The organism is Blautia sp. LMAG:36, assembly GCF_008680535.1.
Taxonomy (GTDB): Bacteria; Bacillota; Clostridia; order Lachnospirales; family Lachnospiraceae; genus Blautia_A; species Blautia_A fusiformis.
This window is the reverse complement of sequence record NZ_NALB01000005.1, coordinates 230349-246306: the sequence shown is the minus strand read 5'-3', so window position 1 is coordinate 246306 and position 15958 is coordinate 230349. Positions and strand designations below refer to the sequence as shown.

15 protein-coding genes and 3 pseudogenes are annotated in these 15958 nt (G+C 40.4%); 14 read left to right on the top strand and 4 right to left on the bottom strand.

The window, feature by feature from the left end; all coding sequences use genetic code 11:
- Positions 1 to 30: 30 nt before the first annotated feature.
- The gene (locus CCC17_RS07180) at positions 31 to 216 is read left to right on the top strand and encodes a helix-turn-helix domain-containing protein (RefSeq protein WP_117594145.1); all 186 of its coding nucleotides are present in this window, start codon (positions 31 to 33) and stop codon (positions 214 to 216) included.
- A 91-nt stretch (positions 217 to 307) separates the two neighbouring features.
- Here CCC17_RS07180 and CCC17_RS07175 read toward each other — a convergent pair whose 3' ends face one another.
- Positions 308 to 1417 carry an adenosylcobinamide amidohydrolase gene (locus tag CCC17_RS07175; RefSeq protein ID WP_005422974.1) on the bottom strand — a complete coding sequence of 370 codons (1110 nt, stop codon included), beginning with the start codon at positions 1415 to 1417 and terminating at the stop codon, positions 308 to 310.
- A 973-nt stretch (positions 1418 to 2390) separates the two neighbouring features.
- Between CCC17_RS07175 and CCC17_RS07170 the strand changes: the two genes are divergently transcribed.
- The 4 genes and pseudogenes from CCC17_RS07170 to CCC17_RS07155 form a co-directional block, all read left to right on the top strand.
- Entirely contained in the window at positions 2391 to 2753 is a 363-nt protein-coding gene (locus CCC17_RS07170) for a hypothetical protein (protein ID WP_287082811.1), read from the top strand.
- A 210-nt stretch (positions 2754 to 2963) separates the two neighbouring features.
- On the top strand, positions 2964 to 3947 hold the full coding sequence (locus CCC17_RS07165; protein ID WP_044925032.1) for a DUF6017 domain-containing protein: 984 nt from the start codon (positions 2964 to 2966) through the stop codon (positions 3945 to 3947).
- A gap of 23 nt (positions 3948 to 3970) precedes the next feature.
- Positions 3971 to 4189, top strand: a complete 219-nt coding sequence (locus tag CCC17_RS07160) for a DUF5348 domain-containing protein (protein ID WP_005422968.1) — start codon at positions 3971 to 3973, stop codon at positions 4187 to 4189.
- A 97-nt stretch (positions 4190 to 4286) separates the two neighbouring features.
- Positions 4287 to 4712, top strand: a pseudogene (locus CCC17_RS07155) (PcfB family protein); the annotation flags it as partial.
- Here CCC17_RS07155 and CCC17_RS07150 read toward each other — a convergent pair.
- The 3 genes and pseudogenes from CCC17_RS07150 to CCC17_RS07140 all read right to left on the bottom strand — a co-directional run.
- A pseudogene (locus CCC17_RS07150) lies at positions 4680 to 5150 on the bottom strand (relaxase/mobilization nuclease domain-containing protein); the annotation flags it as partial. The pseudogenes CCC17_RS07155 and CCC17_RS07150 sit on opposite strands and share 33 nt — an antisense overlap.
- Positions 5111 to 5440: a plasmid mobilization protein gene (locus tag CCC17_RS07145; RefSeq protein WP_005422959.1), complete on the bottom strand. Its 330-nt coding sequence runs from the start codon at positions 5438 to 5440 to the stop codon at positions 5111 to 5113. The pseudogene CCC17_RS07150 and the gene CCC17_RS07145, both read right to left, overlap by 40 nt.
- 244 nt (positions 5441 to 5684) lie before the next feature.
- Positions 5685 to 5795: pseudogene (locus CCC17_RS07140) on the bottom strand (transcriptional regulator); the annotation flags it as partial.
- A 663-nt stretch (positions 5796 to 6458) separates the two neighbouring features.
- Here CCC17_RS07140 and CCC17_RS07135 point away from each other — a divergent pair.
- The 9 genes from CCC17_RS07135 (at position 6459) to CCC17_RS15205 (ending at position 15941) form a co-directional block, all read left to right on the top strand.
- A complete protein-coding gene (locus CCC17_RS07135; RefSeq protein ID WP_022214980.1) occupies positions 6459 to 6878 on the top strand; it encodes a DUF4313 domain-containing protein in 420 nt (139 codons plus the stop codon).
- 45 nt (positions 6879 to 6923) lie between these two features.
- The gene (locus tag CCC17_RS07130; RefSeq protein WP_005422925.1) at positions 6924 to 7259 is read left to right on the top strand and encodes a hypothetical protein; all 336 of its coding nucleotides are present in this window, start codon (positions 6924 to 6926) and stop codon (positions 7257 to 7259) included.
- Positions 7225 to 7638 (top strand): hypothetical protein, encoded by a 414-nt coding sequence (locus CCC17_RS07125; RefSeq protein ID WP_117593472.1) that lies wholly within the window; start codon positions 7225 to 7227, stop codon positions 7636 to 7638. Before CCC17_RS07130 ends, CCC17_RS07125 begins: the two co-directional genes overlap by 35 nt.
- 67 nt (positions 7639 to 7705) lie before the next feature.
- Positions 7706 to 8425 (top strand): Cas9 inhibitor AcrIIA9 family protein, encoded by a 720-nt coding sequence (locus CCC17_RS07120; protein WP_182439961.1) that lies wholly within the window; start codon positions 7706 to 7708, stop codon positions 8423 to 8425.
- An 11-nt stretch (positions 8426 to 8436) separates the two neighbouring features.
- Positions 8437 to 8979, top strand: coding sequence for a DUF7666 domain-containing protein (locus CCC17_RS07115; RefSeq protein ID WP_117593468.1), 543 nt, complete (start codon positions 8437 to 8439; stop codon positions 8977 to 8979).
- A complete protein-coding gene (locus CCC17_RS07110; protein WP_117738795.1) occupies positions 8976 to 11168 on the top strand; it encodes a PcfJ domain-containing protein in 2193 nt (730 codons plus the stop codon). The genes CCC17_RS07115 and CCC17_RS07110 overlap by 4 nt, the downstream gene beginning before the upstream one ends.
- Positions 11169 to 11262: 94 nt before the next feature.
- On the top strand, positions 11263 to 13452 hold the full coding sequence (locus CCC17_RS07105; RefSeq protein ID WP_287082809.1) for a PcfJ domain-containing protein: 2190 nt from the start codon (positions 11263 to 11265) through the stop codon (positions 13450 to 13452).
- A gap of 637 nt (positions 13453 to 14089) precedes the next feature.
- Positions 14090 to 15649 (top strand): hypothetical protein, encoded by a 1560-nt coding sequence (locus tag CCC17_RS07100; protein ID WP_117738794.1) that lies wholly within the window; start codon positions 14090 to 14092, stop codon positions 15647 to 15649.
- 94 nt (positions 15650 to 15743) lie between these two features.
- A complete protein-coding gene (locus tag CCC17_RS15205; protein WP_005422911.1) occupies positions 15744 to 15941 on the top strand; it encodes a helix-turn-helix domain-containing protein in 198 nt (65 codons plus the stop codon).
- The last annotated feature ends 17 nt before the right edge of the window (positions 15942 to 15958 follow it).

Here is a 15958-nt window from a genome sequence, read left to right as displayed (position 1 = left end):
TGAAAGAGACACAGAAAGGGGCCACCGCTTATGTGCCATGAAATGGAACAAATTTACAGCGAGGGAATGGAAAGCGGCGAACTAAAAAAAGCAAAAGAGACAGCTCTTTCTATGGCAGAAGAGGGGATGGATGTTAAGAAAATTGCCCGCCTGGTTAAAGTAAGCGAAGACGACATCCAGAAATGGATTGATGAAAACATGTGTGTAGCGAAGTAAATAAAAATGATATTATAGTGGGTAAGTCGGTTTTCGACTTACCCATTTATAAAGTAAAAGTTAGAAATTTTTAGCACTATGTCCAATAATTCTAAATAGCAATATACAATAAAAGCAAATACATAAGCTGTTCTTTTAATGAAAAATGCAGCAATCCGGGCTGCTCCCATGCTTTTGCCGGATATGCTTTTTCAAAAAAGTCTCCATCTTTCCAATAGAGTCCATAAATCAGAAGACGTTTCCCTTCCCGGATAGCTTCCGGCTCCATAATCAATTCCCAACGAACCTGATCCATAAGGTGAAGATAAAGTGATACACATAGAACCAGGTTACTGGTACGATTGTGTGCGAGAAACTTCTGTTCTAATAATGAAGGCATTTCAAAAGAAATCTTAAAATCATTAAAAATTTCTCTGTATTCTATATAAAACTCCCATAAAGTAGCAGGTGTGATTTTATATCTTGCAGTACGTGCAGATAAAAGAAATTGCCTCGGGCCAGAGGCCGCTGTTTGCTTAAGAAGAGCTTGTTTTACGGCAGATTTCACGGATTTTCCAATCAGTTCACCAAGTTTGGAATGTCCAGAAGCATCCGTAAGAGTTCTGGTACCACAAAGATTAGAAGCGATTACAATTCCATCAGTCCCAGAACCTGTTGCGATTTCTTCGGAATAGCAGCTTCCCAGTAATAACTGAGAAACAGCAGCAGCTTTCGATTCTCCACAAAGCATCAGTGCTCTGGACATTGCTGTATCAGTCAAATTCTGATTAATGAACAGAAAAATATTGATCGTTCCAGGAAGAGGCATTTCATAATTTCCGTCCTCTTCGTAGTAAGAAGCAGGATCGCTGGGATGTATGCCATTGGAGTCAATTCCACCGGTCACAACAGCAGTTACCGTAAGATCCCGGAAGCATACTTCTTCTATAGCACGTAATTCAGTCCAGGCTGCGGTACTTAAGGCAGTAGTGCAGGAGGGTGAAAGACCAAGGGCGTGGACATGTGCAGCTAGATCTTTTTCATAAGTATCTCCAAGCATTTTACATTCATAAGAACCATTCATACAATTGATATTTACAGCATGAGAAAGGTGCCTTGTAAGGCCTCCGTTTAAAGGACTTGTGCTAAGAACTTTTGCTTTTTGTGAAAAAGTGAAGATGGTATTCCCCAATTTTTGCTCGCAGGTAAAAAATGTATTCATTACGTTTCCTTCTTGTGTATGTTTTTTTATTTATTTTATTAATATCTTTTGATTACGTCAATTAAAAGTGTTATCTTCTATATACTTTCGGGCATCAAAGGATATTGACTGGATGAAAAGGGAGGTTGATAGAATATTTAATGAAAATCAGATATAAAAAATGTATGTACAAAAGGTGAGAAATTGTCGCTATAAAACAATACTTTTATTTTCATAATCTAAAGATATCGAAACTGAACAGATTAATGTATATGAAAAAATATGAATTAATCTGTTTTTGTGTTATTATATAAAAATATGAATGCCCAATATCTACAAACAGTATAAGTTTTTAGGTCGTAAATCATTTTTAATTATAAAGGATTTTAATATGATAGATGAAATAACAATGAATGAATTAAGAAAATGAAAGATGAACTTCGTCGGCCAATGATGTTGCTTGTTAAAGCTCAAAAGAAATAAAAATATTATGAAGTAGGCAGTGCATAATTAAAAGAGAACTATAAATTATCGAGAGTTTTAGAAGCTTTTCTACAGGAAAATATAATTTTTACAAATTCTTAAAATTTATACCATAGTATCGTCATAAATATACTGTACATTAATAATTGCAGATGCTAATTAAGGTATCTCATTTTTAGATATTTTTCTTTTTCATATGCCGGTACGAAAGTATCGGTCTCCTTCCTTTTTAGGACGTATTATTATAATTTGCACAAATCTTAGCCCATAAGAGAGTGACGCTCTGCATATCCTCGGTAGAGCGTCCTTGTGCGTTTATGGATCTTATTTTTTATTGATTTGATAGACGCCAAACCTTTTATAAGTCCTCACAAATGTTTATAAACCAATGTGAAAATGGCTTAAAATCAAGGTTTTCCGCATATCTTCATTTTTCTTGTCATATCTCCGCATAAGGTGTTTTTGTAAGACCGGGCACCATTTTAGCACCACAGAATATAAGGAGGACGACATGAAAAACGAACTTTTGACTAAGGGTATTATACTTCCGTCCGGCGAAATCGGCAAGGATAAGATAAACCTTGTCGCCGGGGCAATCACGCAGCCGTTCGCGGAAATGGTATGGGTAACGACAGGCGGCGACATGGAAACAATCAACCGCCTTACCAACGTACTTGTAACCATGAACAACCTCACCGACCGGGGCAAGCTGTTCAAAATCATCAAACTGCTTTATGGGCTAATGGGCTTGCCTTTTTCAGAGGAAGCCGAGCCTATGGACGCAGACCCCGACGTTTTGGAATACTTCATCTTTTCTTTCATGGCAGACTTTGGAGAAGTCATGCAAGAACTGATAGCAGAAGAAATGAAATAGCGACCCGCACAGCGGCGTTTCTCACTCTCTCACTGGGAGAACAGGAACGCCGCTATTTTTATGCCCTCATGTTACGCAGTAGGGGCAAAAAAAGCCTTGATTTATCGGGCTTACAGAACGCAAAACAGAGGAAGCAAGGAAAAGATACCTTACCCCTCAAAATCCGCGTTCTACTGCGCAACAAATCTAAAGCAAAGGAGTGATGAAGCTATGGCAGTTTTCCGTGTGGAACGCAACACAGGCTACACCGTAATGAGCAACCACCACTTACGCAATAAGGAGCTTTCCTTAAAGGCAAAGGGGCTGTTATCTCAAATGCTGTCCCTGCCGGAGGATTGGGATTATACCCTTTCGGGGCTGTCCTACATCAACCGGGAAAGTATCGACGCTATCCGTACCGCCGTTTGGGAGCTTGAAAAAGCCGGATATATCACAAGGCGGCAGGGACGCGACGAGAAAGGCAAAATGACCGCTATCGAGTACACCATTTACGAACAGCCGCAGCCGCCGGAATTGGATTGCCCGGTATTGGAAAATCCAACAGCGGATAACCCGATATTGGAAAATCCGACAACGGATAATCCGACGTCGGAAAATCCAACGCAATTAAATAAAGATATACAAAGAACTAACTTACCAAAAAAAGAAAAATCAAATACGGATTTATCAAGTACCCATTCCATTCCTATCCATTCCCTAAATCCCTTGCCTTATGGCGAGGACGAAACGGCACAGCCGCCGGAACGGAAAAGAACGGAAAGGAACGACGCTTACAGAGTGTATGAGGAAATTATCAAAGACAATATCGCCTATGACATTCTCTTACAGGACAGAAGCCTTGACCGCGACCGTCTGAATGAAATTGTTGACCTCATGCTTGAAACCGTCTGTACGGCAAGAAAGAAAATCCGTATTGCCGGGGACGATTACCCCGCCGAGCTTGTGAAGTCAAAGTTTATGAAGCTGAACAGCGAACATATCCGCTTTGTGCTTGACTGTATGCAGGAGAACACCACGAAAATCCGCAACATCAAGCAGTACCTAAAGGCGGTGCTTTTCAATGCCCCGTCTACCATTGACAGCTACTATACTTCCCTTGTCGCTCACGATATGGCAAGCGGCGCGCTTGCACCGAGAAAGCCAAAGTACGGCGACCTGGACTATTACACCTACAACGAGGGCGAAAGCCTGTAAACGAAAAAAGGAGGATTTACCACATGGCACAGAAAACAGGAGCTTTGATTTTTGATGAAACCGCTGACCGCTACGACATTCGCTTTGACATTGCCGACTATTACGGCGGCTTGCATTGCGGCGAGTGCATGGACGTATTCACAGGCGGCAAATGGAAGCCGACCCGGATTGAGTACGGGGACAACTGGTATCTTGTAGGTATTCGCGCCGAGGACTTGAACGGGCTGCGGGTGCGGATTTAACGGGGCGGCGTGAACAACGGACGCCCTTTTTTCACGCCCAAAAGCGGCGTACCACCCTAACACTATCATTACTACCGGGAAAGGAGGACGGTAAACATTGCAGGACGAAATCAACGAAAAAGTGGTTGCGCTCTCGGTCAAGGGAGCAAAGCTGACCGCTGAAATGCTGCAAAAGGCAATCAAAGCCATGCTTGCACAGGCAAAAAAGCAGCAGGAAAAACAGCCCCACGGGAAGCAGACGCTAAAGCAGCTTGCGAAGCAGAACGCGGGGCTTTCCAACATTGAGATAACTGAGGGCAATATCAAAGCCTTTGAGCAGACGGCAAAAAAATACGGTATCGACTTTGCCCTAAAGAAAGACAGCACCGAAACGCCGCCCCGTTATCTTGTATTTTTCAAGGGGCGGGACGCGGACGCTCTGACCGCAGCCTTTAAGGAGTTTTCCGCAAAGAAGCTGACACAGGAGCAAAAGCCCTCTATCCGAAAGGCACTTGCCGCCTTTCTCCGGCACAAGGACGGACAAGCCGTTTTCCCGGCACAGCCTGTCGCTGATGTTGCGTATTCCGTAATAGGTGCGCTTGTTGGAAACATACTTGTGGTAGTCTACAAAGTTTACCGCACAAAAAATGATGTGGTTATGGATATGCCCTTTATCTATGTGAGTGGTAAGGACGTATTCATATTGCCCCTTTGTTACCGCGTCGGCAAGCTGTTTTCCGATTTCATGGGCTTTCTCATAATCGACTTCCCCCGGCTCAAAAGATTGTATCAAATGGTGTGCGAGGTTGTTTCCTCTGTCAAGAGCTTGCGACAATGTAAATCCGAACTCAATATCTGCCGTTTCATAGCTGCACCCGAACGAGGACACCAGCATTTTCCCGTCCGTCTTGTCCGGGTTTTGGATATAGTCAAGGGCTTTTTTTAACGTGCTTTTAATAGGCTTAATCTTTGTAACCGCCATATCTCCGCAAGCACCTCCTTGATTTCTTCTATATCCTCTTGGTAGACGCTGCCCGTCGCATTGACGCGCTTTGCAATCTGATTGACATTGACCCCGATTTTCTGTATCTCCGCTGTCATAGCTTTTATGTCGGCATGGTCTATCTGAATGATATACCCGTCGATTGCCATTTTCCGCAAGTAGGCTTCCATGTTCCGGGTAGGGACGAGCTGCATTTTCTGTTCAATGAACGCCCGTTCTTCCTCTGTTACTCTGAATTTAATTTGTACTGTCCGTTTCCTGCCGTTCATCGGCTCACACTCCTTTCCATTCCGAGGGTTTGGGACACTTCCCAACAAGCAATTTTCAACCGACGCGCCGCAGCGCAGGAGGGCGAAAATACGGAAAGGGTACCCCTTTCCTATGCTTGCTAAGAAACTTTCTCCCTTTATCCCTACTACATGGAAAATCTGATTTTGCCAAAGCAGGACAAAAGAAAAACGCCGCAAACTGCGACGTTTCAAACTGCTTTTTCTATGAAGAAACGAGGGAACTTTATTCCCCCGTTATTTCGTTGTTGGCTTCCTCAATCCCTTTTGCGGTAGCTGACAGGATTTTCAAATCCTTTTCGCTCATGCCGTTGAGCATGGTATCAAGCTGACGGCGGCGTGTGGACTTTTCCTGTTCCCGTTCCGGGAAAAAGAACTGGTCTACTGCTCTTTACAACCTTTTATATGCCCGCGTGGAATTTGGGCACCATTTGGGCACCATTTACGGAAAAAGCACCATGAAAACAGAGGGTAAAAGAAACGCCGACAACTCACAAAAACGTAGTGTTCATGCGGGTTTTCGGCGCTTTCCTATCCCTTAACGGGCTTCTATTCATCTTGTGCGAGAGAGAAAAATTCTACTATTTTTTATAGTATATTTCAATATATGACTCCTTGGAAATTTTCCTGATGAACGTAGAAATGACAGAGAAGTAAAAATGGTAAGCGTACTTGAAAAATGGCAGAATAACAAGATATAGCATTCTATGCGCTGTATTTTATTGACGAATTCAATATATTGTGTTACCATATAAATGGATTATTTTTTATGCATGGTTTGCCACGCAGTAAAGTTTTTTGTTCCGGATATGCTGTTCCGGGAGCAACATTTAGGCGAAGGCCTTTTATCAATAGGAAGACATCAAAAATCAAAAGAAGATTTTTGGTGTCTTTTTTTGTTGCCCAAAAACGAAATGTGGGGTGTACAAAAAACAGGAAGGGAGGAAATATAAAATAATCCATAAAAGATGAACAGGAAAATCAAAAAAGGAGGCAGAATATGGGACAGGATATATGCATTCGAAAAGATGAAAAACCATTGGGATATGACTGGGAATGTGGACATGAGGAATTATATGTCAGAGTGAATATGTACTACAACGGATCCCTGTATGTCGGATTATGGCAAAAGCAAAAGGAATGTGAGAAAAAGCTGGAATTATTCGGAGACCTTACAATTGGAGTTATGGGATTCCTAAGACCGGGGCAGGCAATAATCTCGGATTGCGGAGCAAAAGCAAAGGTTGCGTTTATTGAGAAGTATAAACTCGGAAAAGTTGTAGGTAAGAGGAAAATCAATTATGGCAGCTATTATGTTGCAGAGTTTAATCTTGCACGACTTGCACAGCTCGATCCAGAAGGTACGGAAAGATATCTGCTCGAAAATGGTCTTGATCAAAAAGAATTTAAAGCAGATTAGGGTAAAGAGGTACATTTGAAAACCAGGCAATAAAGGTGGTGCGGCATGAAAGACGACGAATATAAGGGATATTACTGTCTGCTGATTGCAATCCTGTGCAATTTGAATGCAGCGGAAGCCAGCACAATGTACGAATACGGACCAGATCATCCGCTTTGCCGGAAAATCCTGAAAAAGAAAGTTCGGAAACCGTCCATAAAAAAGCTCAAGGAATCAGAAATGGCAGCGGCTATGAAGGCTCTTCTTGATCAGGGATACAGCCAGGATGCAGTATCGGAAGCATTTCAGTGTTTTCCATCTACGGTCAGGCGCAGAGTAAGAAAATTAACAGAAAGGAAGGAAACGAATGACAGATCAGAAATTGATTGCAGGAATATTTAATGATTTTTTAGGACTTTATACGGGTAAAATTCAGACCGGTATCCGTCCTTTGATTGAAAAATATAAAAACCATCCCATGCTGATGGGACTCCTCTCCAATTTGGATGAAGCGGCAAAGATTCAGGCACCGAAAGCCATGAAAGAAATCTATTCTTTCTATAAGGAATATCGTGGCAGGGATCTGGAAGATGCTGACTGGAAGGAACTGACAGAAAAAGCCCGCCAGATCAGTGCAGGATGGGAGGAAAATGAATGGGTTCGCCGTATTGTACTGGAAATGATCAGCCTTTTGGATTCTGATGATGCAGAGAGACGCAGGATTGCATTGGAAGTAGAAAAAGAAATGGAAGCGGCTGAACAGAAGATGAATGCGGCATAAAAAGCAGGCAGAGGCAGGAGATTTTTTCTTCTGCCTCATGTTTTTATCAGGAAAGAAGGGACCGATTATGTTAAATGAGATCATAAAAACTGCAGAAGAATTAAATACAGCAGCATTGCATTACCGCCAGAGTGGGAATATGGATGGTGTGCGGGAACTTGCCAAAGCACATGCAGTTTCCAAAAAACAGACAGAGGAATTTATTCAAGGCAGCCGCTACCGGCTGGTTGATATACCGATTGAGGAAAGAAAGTTTGCGAATGCGTCTGAAAAACTGCGTGCAGAAATGTTTGCCTTAAAGGATGCAGGCTTTGCGGACATCATAGGACAGTATCTTGTAAATCTTGCCAAAACGGATTCTGCTTTAGATGCACAGGTGTTAAAAAAACATAAGATGCTTCAGAGATGTTTGGATTATGTGACGCAAAAAGCCTACAACATTGCACTGGAGGGAGCGAAAAAAAAGGGAGAGAACGGCATTCGGGCCAATACAGGCCTGGCACTCTCCGGCGACCAGGTTTTTCCCTGGGTACTTGAATATTATGCGAAAGATGATGAAAGAGAAATAGCAGAAAAAGAGCAGGAAGAAAAGAAAAAGATTCAAAAGGAATGGGATTCGGTAAATAAGAGAACGAAAACAATACCGAAAAACCAGGGGACAAAGAAAGATTCCGAGGTGCATCCCAAAGAAGCAGCGGAGCAGGAAGAAAAGCATATCAGCAAGAAAAAATCAAAAGATTCCGGGCAGATGTCCTTGTTTGACATGATGCAGCCGAAAGAGAGTTAAAGGAGAAGGATATGATCGCATATAAAGGATTTCAAAAGGATTTGAAATGTCGGGGCTTTCAGTTTCAGGAGTATGGCATAAATGAAACGGAAAAAGCAAACTGTAGACAAAATGGATTTCATTGTGCAGAAAACCCACTGGATTGTCTCTGCTATTATCCGAATTGGAAAAATTCCGTGTATTACATAGTAGATGCATCAGGGGATTTGGATGAAGATGGAGAAGATTCAAAAATCTCCTGCACAAAGATGCGCCTGTTAAAGAAAATTGAATTGAGAAGCCTGTTATTACACGGAGCTGCTTACATGTCGAAATATCCAAACCGGAAATGGAACTCCCATGTTGCAAAAGAAAGCGGGACCAGCTGCAACGGATTTTGCATTGTACGTGGAAAAGACCCCAAAGCCAAAGGACAAAAGGGCGATTTACTGTTACTTTTAAAGGAGCAGCCTGGCAACAGCCAGATCCTGGAAATTGGGGTCATCTGTATCGATGGTCAGAAATATCCGGAGGAAGCATGGATTGATGTGACTGGAAAGCTGGTGGAGTTATGAGAAAAAAGAGGTTGATGGAGTTAAAACCATTAAAAGTGATGAACAGACATATCGCCGATGCAAAGAAAACGGAAATATCTTTGAGTACACTGGAGAAACAAAGGGGTGAACCCGGAAAATATCGGATGTATTGTCGGGCAGCAGTAGAAAAAGGAATTTTAAAAGTGTATCTGTTTGCCGTAACGGATATTGAGGAGAATATAAACTTTCCAAGGTACCGTCTGTTTATCAGCAGAAAAGAGAGACGGTTTATAACCTATGATGAAAAATTAAAAAAATGGAGAAAGGCACTTCTTGAAAGTATCTTATGGGATGTAAGAACTAATTTGGGCAACATCTATGTAAATGGCTGTGATACAAAAATCATCCAAAAATATTTAAAGACAATGCAGCCTGCAATCCGGGCACTGGAAGAGTTTCAGGCGAATATCCGTAAAGAACAAAGGATACGTCATGATAAAAAACTTACAGATTCATGGGACCAGGTGATGAAAACTGTATCTGGACTGCCTAAAAACTGGATCGGATGGGTTTCAAAATATGGAATTACGGAACACTATATCTTCTACAAGTATCAGAAAAATGGTGCTACAGAAGGATATTGTACATATTGCAAAAAACATGTTCCAATCCGCTCACCCAAATATAACCAGAAAGGACAGTGCAATGTGTGTGGACAACCAATTACTTTTCGTTCTGTGGGAAAGTCTGGAAGATTTTGTACAAAGTGGTACAGAGTCTATCTTATCCAGAGGAGACGCAAGACTTCTGGTTTTGTGCTCCGGATCTTTTATGCCAGAACGTGGTATAAAAAGGGCGGCTATACAGATTGCGAAACTACCTGCCATGAAGAGCAAAGAAGAATCTTCTCTGCAAATGGAAAGGAAATTTCCAATTTCGTTTATGATCTGTTCAAACAACGGGAAATGCGTTGGATTTCGTGTAGAAGTTCTTGGTATTATACTTGCTGTGACAGTCAATATAAAGGAATGGTTTATCCATATACCCTGTCGGATCTGTCCAGGCATGAATTAAAAGAAACAGGTCTGCGTGAGTACGCCCTTGGTCAGAAAAAGATAGATCCTGGAAAATATCTTTACCTATGGAAGACGTATCCGGTACTGGAACAGATTGTAAAAGCGGGGCTTTTCCAGTTAGTTGATGATGTACTGGACCACAGGGCAGCAGATGCAATAAAAAGAAAAGGCAGAAAACCAACAGAATTCCTGTCCGTAGATAAGAAAGAGTTTCGAAGACTCCGAGATATGAATGGCGGGGTAAAAGAACTTAAATGGCTGCAACTTGAAAAGAGTACAGGAAAAACAATCGGGGATGAAGAAATATGCTGGATGGTAAAAGAAGGATTTGAACCAAACGACCTGAAGTTTGTTCTGGATCAGATGAGCATCTGCCAGATTCGACATTATCTTGTGAAACAATCAGAAAAATCCGGGGATGATATCAGCCATGTGCTGCAGGTGTGGAACGATTATCTTTCTATGGCAAAAAGACTGGGAATGGATATACATGATTCCATTATTTACCGTACCAGAGATCTTCAACTGCGCCATAAAGAGGCGGTTTTGAAGATAGAAGAAATGAAACGCGGAATCCGACGCAGGGAGCTGGAAGAAAAGTATGTCGGATTTCAGAAACATCTCATTGATTTGAAAGAAAAATATGAGTTCAGTGACGGTGAATATCAGGTTATTGCGCCAAAGAGTATCGATGACATCCTGTATGAAGGTGATACGCTTCATCACTGTGTAAATAAGACGGATACTTATTTTGACCGGATCGTTTCAAAAGAAAGCTATATCCTGTTTTTGCGGGAAAAAGAGAATCCGAAAGTACCGTTTTATACACTGGAAGTTGAACCAGATGGAACCATCCGGCAAAAACGTGCGGAATTCAACCGTCAAAATAAGGACATTGATAAGGTGACTTCTTTTTTAACATTGTGGCAGAAGGAAATTCAGAAACGATTAACCAAAAAAGATCGTAAGAGCACAGAAGAAAGCAGGAAGCTCAGGCAGCAGAACTATCAGGAGATACGTGATAAGCATGTAGTTGTCCATGGCGGAACATTTGCTGGGGAACTTCTGGCTGATCTTTTAGAGAAAGACTTAATGGACCTACCAGTGGAATCGGCAGAAAACGAAGAAAGCCCTACTGAAATAGCGGCGTAAATAAAATGGATGCGGCAGGGAGTTCCCCTGCTGCATTTGAGCAGAAAAGATAAAATGACATTATATGCAGCAGAAAATGAAGGAGAGGATGGAAATGAATAAAAAAGAATTGCGTAACATGAAATTGCTGGAAGCTACGGATGAACTGATAAAACTTGCAAAAGAAGATGTGCCAGTAAGAGATAAAGGATACTATACGGAGCAGCTGATTTATCAGAGGGGGCTATATTTACGTGCAGAAGTAGAAAACAATATTTTAAAAGTAGCATTTTATCTGGCAGAATATCTTTCCAGGGACTGTCGGAAACCTGTATATACATTATATATTGATAAAAAGAACGATGTTTTTAAAGGGTATGATTACCGGACAAAGAAATGGTCAGATAGTATGCTGGATAAGACCATTTTCTCAAAATGGTTATATCAGGAAAATTCTTATATGAAAGAGGCGGATACAGCGTTGATCCAAAAGTATCTTGAAAGTGAATATGACGATGCTTTTTATGCACTGTATGTATATCAACGTGAGCAGAGACACCGGAGGCTGGGAATGAAATATGAAAAAATTCTGACAAGCTGGGATCAGTGTATGGATAGACTTCCCAAAATTCCGAAAGACTGGCTGAGATGGCAGAAAAAAGTTGGAATTACCCAGAATTTTATTTTTTATCATTACAGCCGCAGGAAAGATCAGACAGGATATTGTAGTTGGTGTGAAAGCGAAGTTCCAATCAGCCATCCTCACCATAATACAGTGGGGAATTGCCCAAAATGCAGACATCAGATTCAATATAAAGCATTAGGCCGGGCCAAAAATATAGAAACCCAAAAAGAGACTGCATACCTGCTTCAGACCTGTGGAAATAATGTGTTTGTTTTGAGAGAATTCCAGCTTCAGATGCTCATAGTAAGCAGCTCATATAAAAAACCAGTATATTCTTTCTTTGAGCGCCGGAGAATCCTGTATGATGAAGAATTAAATACGAAAGAATATTATTTCGGCCGTCATCATTGGACAAAAGAAAGCCGATGGATCCAGGGTAAATTACAAGTTCCACTGTATCCAGGTTACGGTGGCTATATGACATATGAAAGATATAATATGGGAAATATTTATGGAAAATCACTGCATGGTATTAAGAACAGGACATTCCGTAGGACAGGATTCTACGAATATGCAAAAGCCAAAAAGTACTTAGATCCGGTAAACTTTTTTGAAATGGTTAGAGAAAGACCTTATCTGGAACGGCTCATTAAAGCAGGACTTTATCATCTCGCAGAAGACATTATGGATAATAAAGCACAGATTTATTGTAAAGATTCCGGAAACCTTGGAAAAGCACTGGGAATTGACGGGTTCCGCTTGAAAAGGCTGCGTACAAACAATGGGGGAGAGATTTTTCTTCAATGGCTGTTGCTTGAAAAAACTCAAAACAAACTGATCCATGACGATGTGATTTTGTGGATGTGCCGGGAAAAGCTTAAACCAGCGGATCTTATGTTCATTATGGATCGTATGGCCCCTTTACAGATCAAAAATTATCTGGAAAAGCAGGCAGCAGAAAGTGGGGAATCCGTGAAAGACCTGATCAAAACATGGAAGGATTATCTTAATATGGCAATTCGGGTCGGAGTGAATGTGCAGGATTCTGTTATCTACCGTGCACGAAAGCTCATGCAGAGACATAATGAAATGATAAAAGAGATAGAAGCAAAAGATTTGATTTTAAGAGCCGGAGAGCTGGAAAAGAAGTATCCGGGTCTGAATCGTATATGCAGGGATTTGAAAAAATATGAATATGCGGACAAAGAGTATCAGATCGTTGTGCCGGAAAAAGTGGATGACATTTTGTATGAAGCAAAACTGATGCATCACTGCGTAAATAATACAGAAACCTATTATGAACGAATGAGCCAGCAGGAATCCTATATCCTGTTTTTGAGAAAGGCAGAACAACCAACGGAGGCGTACTATACGCTTGAAGTGGAACCGGATGGGACCATAAGGCAGACACGTACTTTTTATAACCAGCAGAATGAAGATATTGAGCTTGCAAGGGATTTTCTTGTAAAATGGCAGAAACAATTAAAAAAGAAACTGGCAAAAGAAGATTATAAACTGGCTGTAAAAAGTCAGAGTCTCAGGAAAAAAGAGATTGACGAGCTCCGCATCAAAGGCGTTCGTGTAAACGGTGTTGGGTATTGCAACAAATTGCTTGCTGAAATTCTGGAGGAAGATTTAATGGAGGCTGGGAATCGAGAACTGGAAGAACAGGCCGCATAATAGCAGATTGATATATCACAAAAGTAACTTAACAGTAAAATGAAATTCCTGTGAAAATTTGGGGATATTTACAGAAACAGCTCTGAAATTCTCTTTTATTTAAGTATAAGGGATTTTATGGAATTCCTTAAATATACTCGAAACGGAGGATGAGATTTGGAGGAAAAATTAAAGTTGCTTTGGCTGATATTGATCTTTGTTGATTTTGGGCTTATGTTTGTTTCATTTCCAATCTTGATTTATGTGATTTTTTGTATGACATGAATACAAAAAGCCTTCTGTAAGTGCCCTTGTCCGGTGAAAAGACCGGAGGGGCATTTGCATGTATGCAACAGTTTATGCATGTATTCGCAGGAATACGAGTAAAATACTACCCAGCTGCTACTGTTTAAAGCCTGTAGTGAAATTGACATTAAGTATCTGGAATGATACGATAAAATTGAACATTTTGCAAGGCAGATCGCACAAATTTTATTCTGATACGAGGTCAGAATTTTATACTTTATACCGCGTCTGCGGATCAACCGATAAAGACACAAAAAGAGTAAAATGAACTCTTGGAGTGTCTTTTTTTGTTTGGCAAAATGTTTTGACATGTATCAGATCCAATCACGATAAAAGGAGGAAAGAAGTTTTTATGCCACGTAAAATCAGATCAAATTACATGGAGAAATTCAAATTTGTGTACAATGGCAGAACTTTTGAAAGTAAGCATAAATGCTGTAATTTTTATGGAATATGTTACCGTAGTGTAATGGCATATCAGAATCAATATAAATGTAGAACTGAAGAAGCGATTACACATTTTATTGAATTGAAAAAAAGTAAAGAGATCATATTCCGAAATCGAAAATGGGCCAGCATTAAGACCTGCTGCGAATTTTATGATTTAAACGAAGATTCTGTCAAGACCGATATGTGGAATCGAAAATGCACACCACAGGAAGCGATTGAACGGGCAATAGAATGGAAAAAGGCACATGAAATCACATATCATGGTGTGAAATACCCATCACTGCCTCAATGTTGTGAAGACCTGGAGATAAATCCTATATCAGTACGTTTGTATATGGAAAAAAATGGGGTTTCTTCTACACGTGCGATTACACATTATATCAAATCTAAAGAGAAAAGAGCCTTTGAATTCCGTGGAAAAGAATACAAAAATTTTACGGAATGTTGTCTTGCGTATGGATTAAAGCCAAAGTCAGTAAGTTCAGCAGTATTTAAAGCGAAACGTCCTCACGCGGATGTTATGGAAGAAATTATCTCTCATATGGAAGGTTGTATGCCAAAAGAAGTAACGAAAAAAGAAGAAATTCCTGAAAATCAGGTGATGTCTAAAGAAAGGCATCGTGCGAAAGAGGCTTTTTTTTATGAGGGAAATAAATATATCTCACTTGGACAATGTTGTGAATTCTATGGAATTAATGAATCTAGTGTACGCAGTAGAGCTTGGCGAAAAAAGTGTACATGGGAAGAAGCTGTGAAATATTATATTCAAAAAAAGGAAACAGAAACACCGAAAATGCAATTCTTTTATAAAGGGAAAAGGTATAAAAGTGTTTCAGCATGTTGTGCTGAATACGGCGTTAATGCTTCCAGTGTGCGTAACCGTGCCAAAACAACAGAATGCAGCATTGAAGAATCTTTGGATCATTTCATAAAGAAAGCCAGAATGGAAACACAGCCGTCGGTATTTATTTTTAGAGACAAAACCTATAGGTCTTTGGAAGAATGCTGTCTGGAATATGGAGTCAACGCTGACAGTGTATCTTCAAGAAAATATAGATTGAATTGTACTATGGAAGAATCATTGGAGCATTTTATTGAAAATAAAGATATGATTGCCGAAAGAATACAAAAATTTACATTTAAAGGAATAGAATATCGAAGTCTCCGGGCATGTTGTCAAAAATATGGTATTGATGATATATGTGTGAGACAAAGAGCACGAGATAAGAATTGTTCTCTTGAAGAATCGTTTACACATTTTATGACGAGAAAAAGGAAAAAAATGTTAAGTAACCCGGAATTTGAATATCATGGAACTGTTTATCCATCGCTTAAAGTATGCTGTGAGAAATTAGGAATAAATAAAAGCAGTGTAATAAGTCGAAGCCATAGGACCGGATGCAGTTTACAGGAAGCAGTGGAGTATTATGTCAGCCAACAGGAACGTAGAACATTGGATTAATCTATAAGGCCAGCAGGCAGCCTTTTTTAGAATTTATATAATAGAGAGGAGGAACGGTCAATATCATCTGCCTGCAGATATTGACCGGTTATATATGTTGCGAAAAAAAACACAGCCGGAAGCAAACAACGATAAAATTCTTATATCCGTTAAAGAAGCCTGTGAGCTTACAGGACTTTCTGAGAAAACAATGAGATCATTGATGAATGAAAACTGTTTCATGGTACGGATTGGGCGCAGAACACTGATTGATAAGAAAAAATTTCAAAAATGGATAGATCGGCAGTCTTGAAAGCTTTTTTTTGTTGT

What these genes read in the sequence shown, in the direction of transcription:
- CCC17_RS07175 (WP_005422974.1), bottom strand. Translation starts at nt 1,417, where the DNA reads ATGAATACATTTTTTACCTGCGAGCAAAAATTGGGGAATACCATCTTC.
- CCC17_RS07130 (WP_005422925.1), top strand. Translation starts at nt 6,924, where the DNA reads ATGAAAGACGACGAATATAAGGGATATTACTGTCTGCTGATTGCAATC.
- CCC17_RS07145 (WP_005422959.1), bottom strand. Translation starts at nt 5,440, where the DNA reads ATGAACGGCAGGAAACGGACAGTACAAATTAAATTCAGAGTAACAGAG.
- CCC17_RS07165 (WP_044925032.1), top strand. Translation starts at nt 2,964, where the DNA reads ATGGCAGTTTTCCGTGTGGAACGCAACACAGGCTACACCGTAATGAGC.
- CCC17_RS07135 (WP_022214980.1), top strand. Translation starts at nt 6,459, where the DNA reads ATGGGACAGGATATATGCATTCGAAAAGATGAAAAACCATTGGGATAT.
- CCC17_RS07115 (WP_117593468.1), top strand. Translation starts at nt 8,437, where the DNA reads ATGATCGCATATAAAGGATTTCAAAAGGATTTGAAATGTCGGGGCTTT.
- CCC17_RS07170 (WP_287082811.1), top strand. Translation starts at nt 2,391, where the DNA reads ATGAAAAACGAACTTTTGACTAAGGGTATTATACTTCCGTCCGGCGAA.
- CCC17_RS07100 (WP_117738794.1), top strand. Translation starts at nt 14,090, where the DNA reads ATGCCACGTAAAATCAGATCAAATTACATGGAGAAATTCAAATTTGTG.
- CCC17_RS15205 (WP_005422911.1), top strand. Translation starts at nt 15,744, where the DNA reads ATGTTGCGAAAAAAAACACAGCCGGAAGCAAACAACGATAAAATTCTT.
- CCC17_RS07110 (WP_117738795.1), top strand. Translation starts at nt 8,976, where the DNA reads ATGAGAAAAAAGAGGTTGATGGAGTTAAAACCATTAAAAGTGATGAAC.
- CCC17_RS07125 (WP_117593472.1), top strand. Translation starts at nt 7,225, where the DNA reads ATGACAGATCAGAAATTGATTGCAGGAATATTTAATGATTTTTTAGGA.
- CCC17_RS07180 (WP_117594145.1), top strand. Translation starts at nt 31, where the DNA reads ATGTGCCATGAAATGGAACAAATTTACAGCGAGGGAATGGAAAGCGGC.
- CCC17_RS07120 (WP_182439961.1), top strand. Translation starts at nt 7,706, where the DNA reads ATGTTAAATGAGATCATAAAAACTGCAGAAGAATTAAATACAGCAGCA.
- CCC17_RS07105 (WP_287082809.1), top strand. Translation starts at nt 11,263, where the DNA reads ATGAATAAAAAAGAATTGCGTAACATGAAATTGCTGGAAGCTACGGAT.
- CCC17_RS07160 (WP_005422968.1), top strand. Translation starts at nt 3,971, where the DNA reads ATGGCACAGAAAACAGGAGCTTTGATTTTTGATGAAACCGCTGACCGC.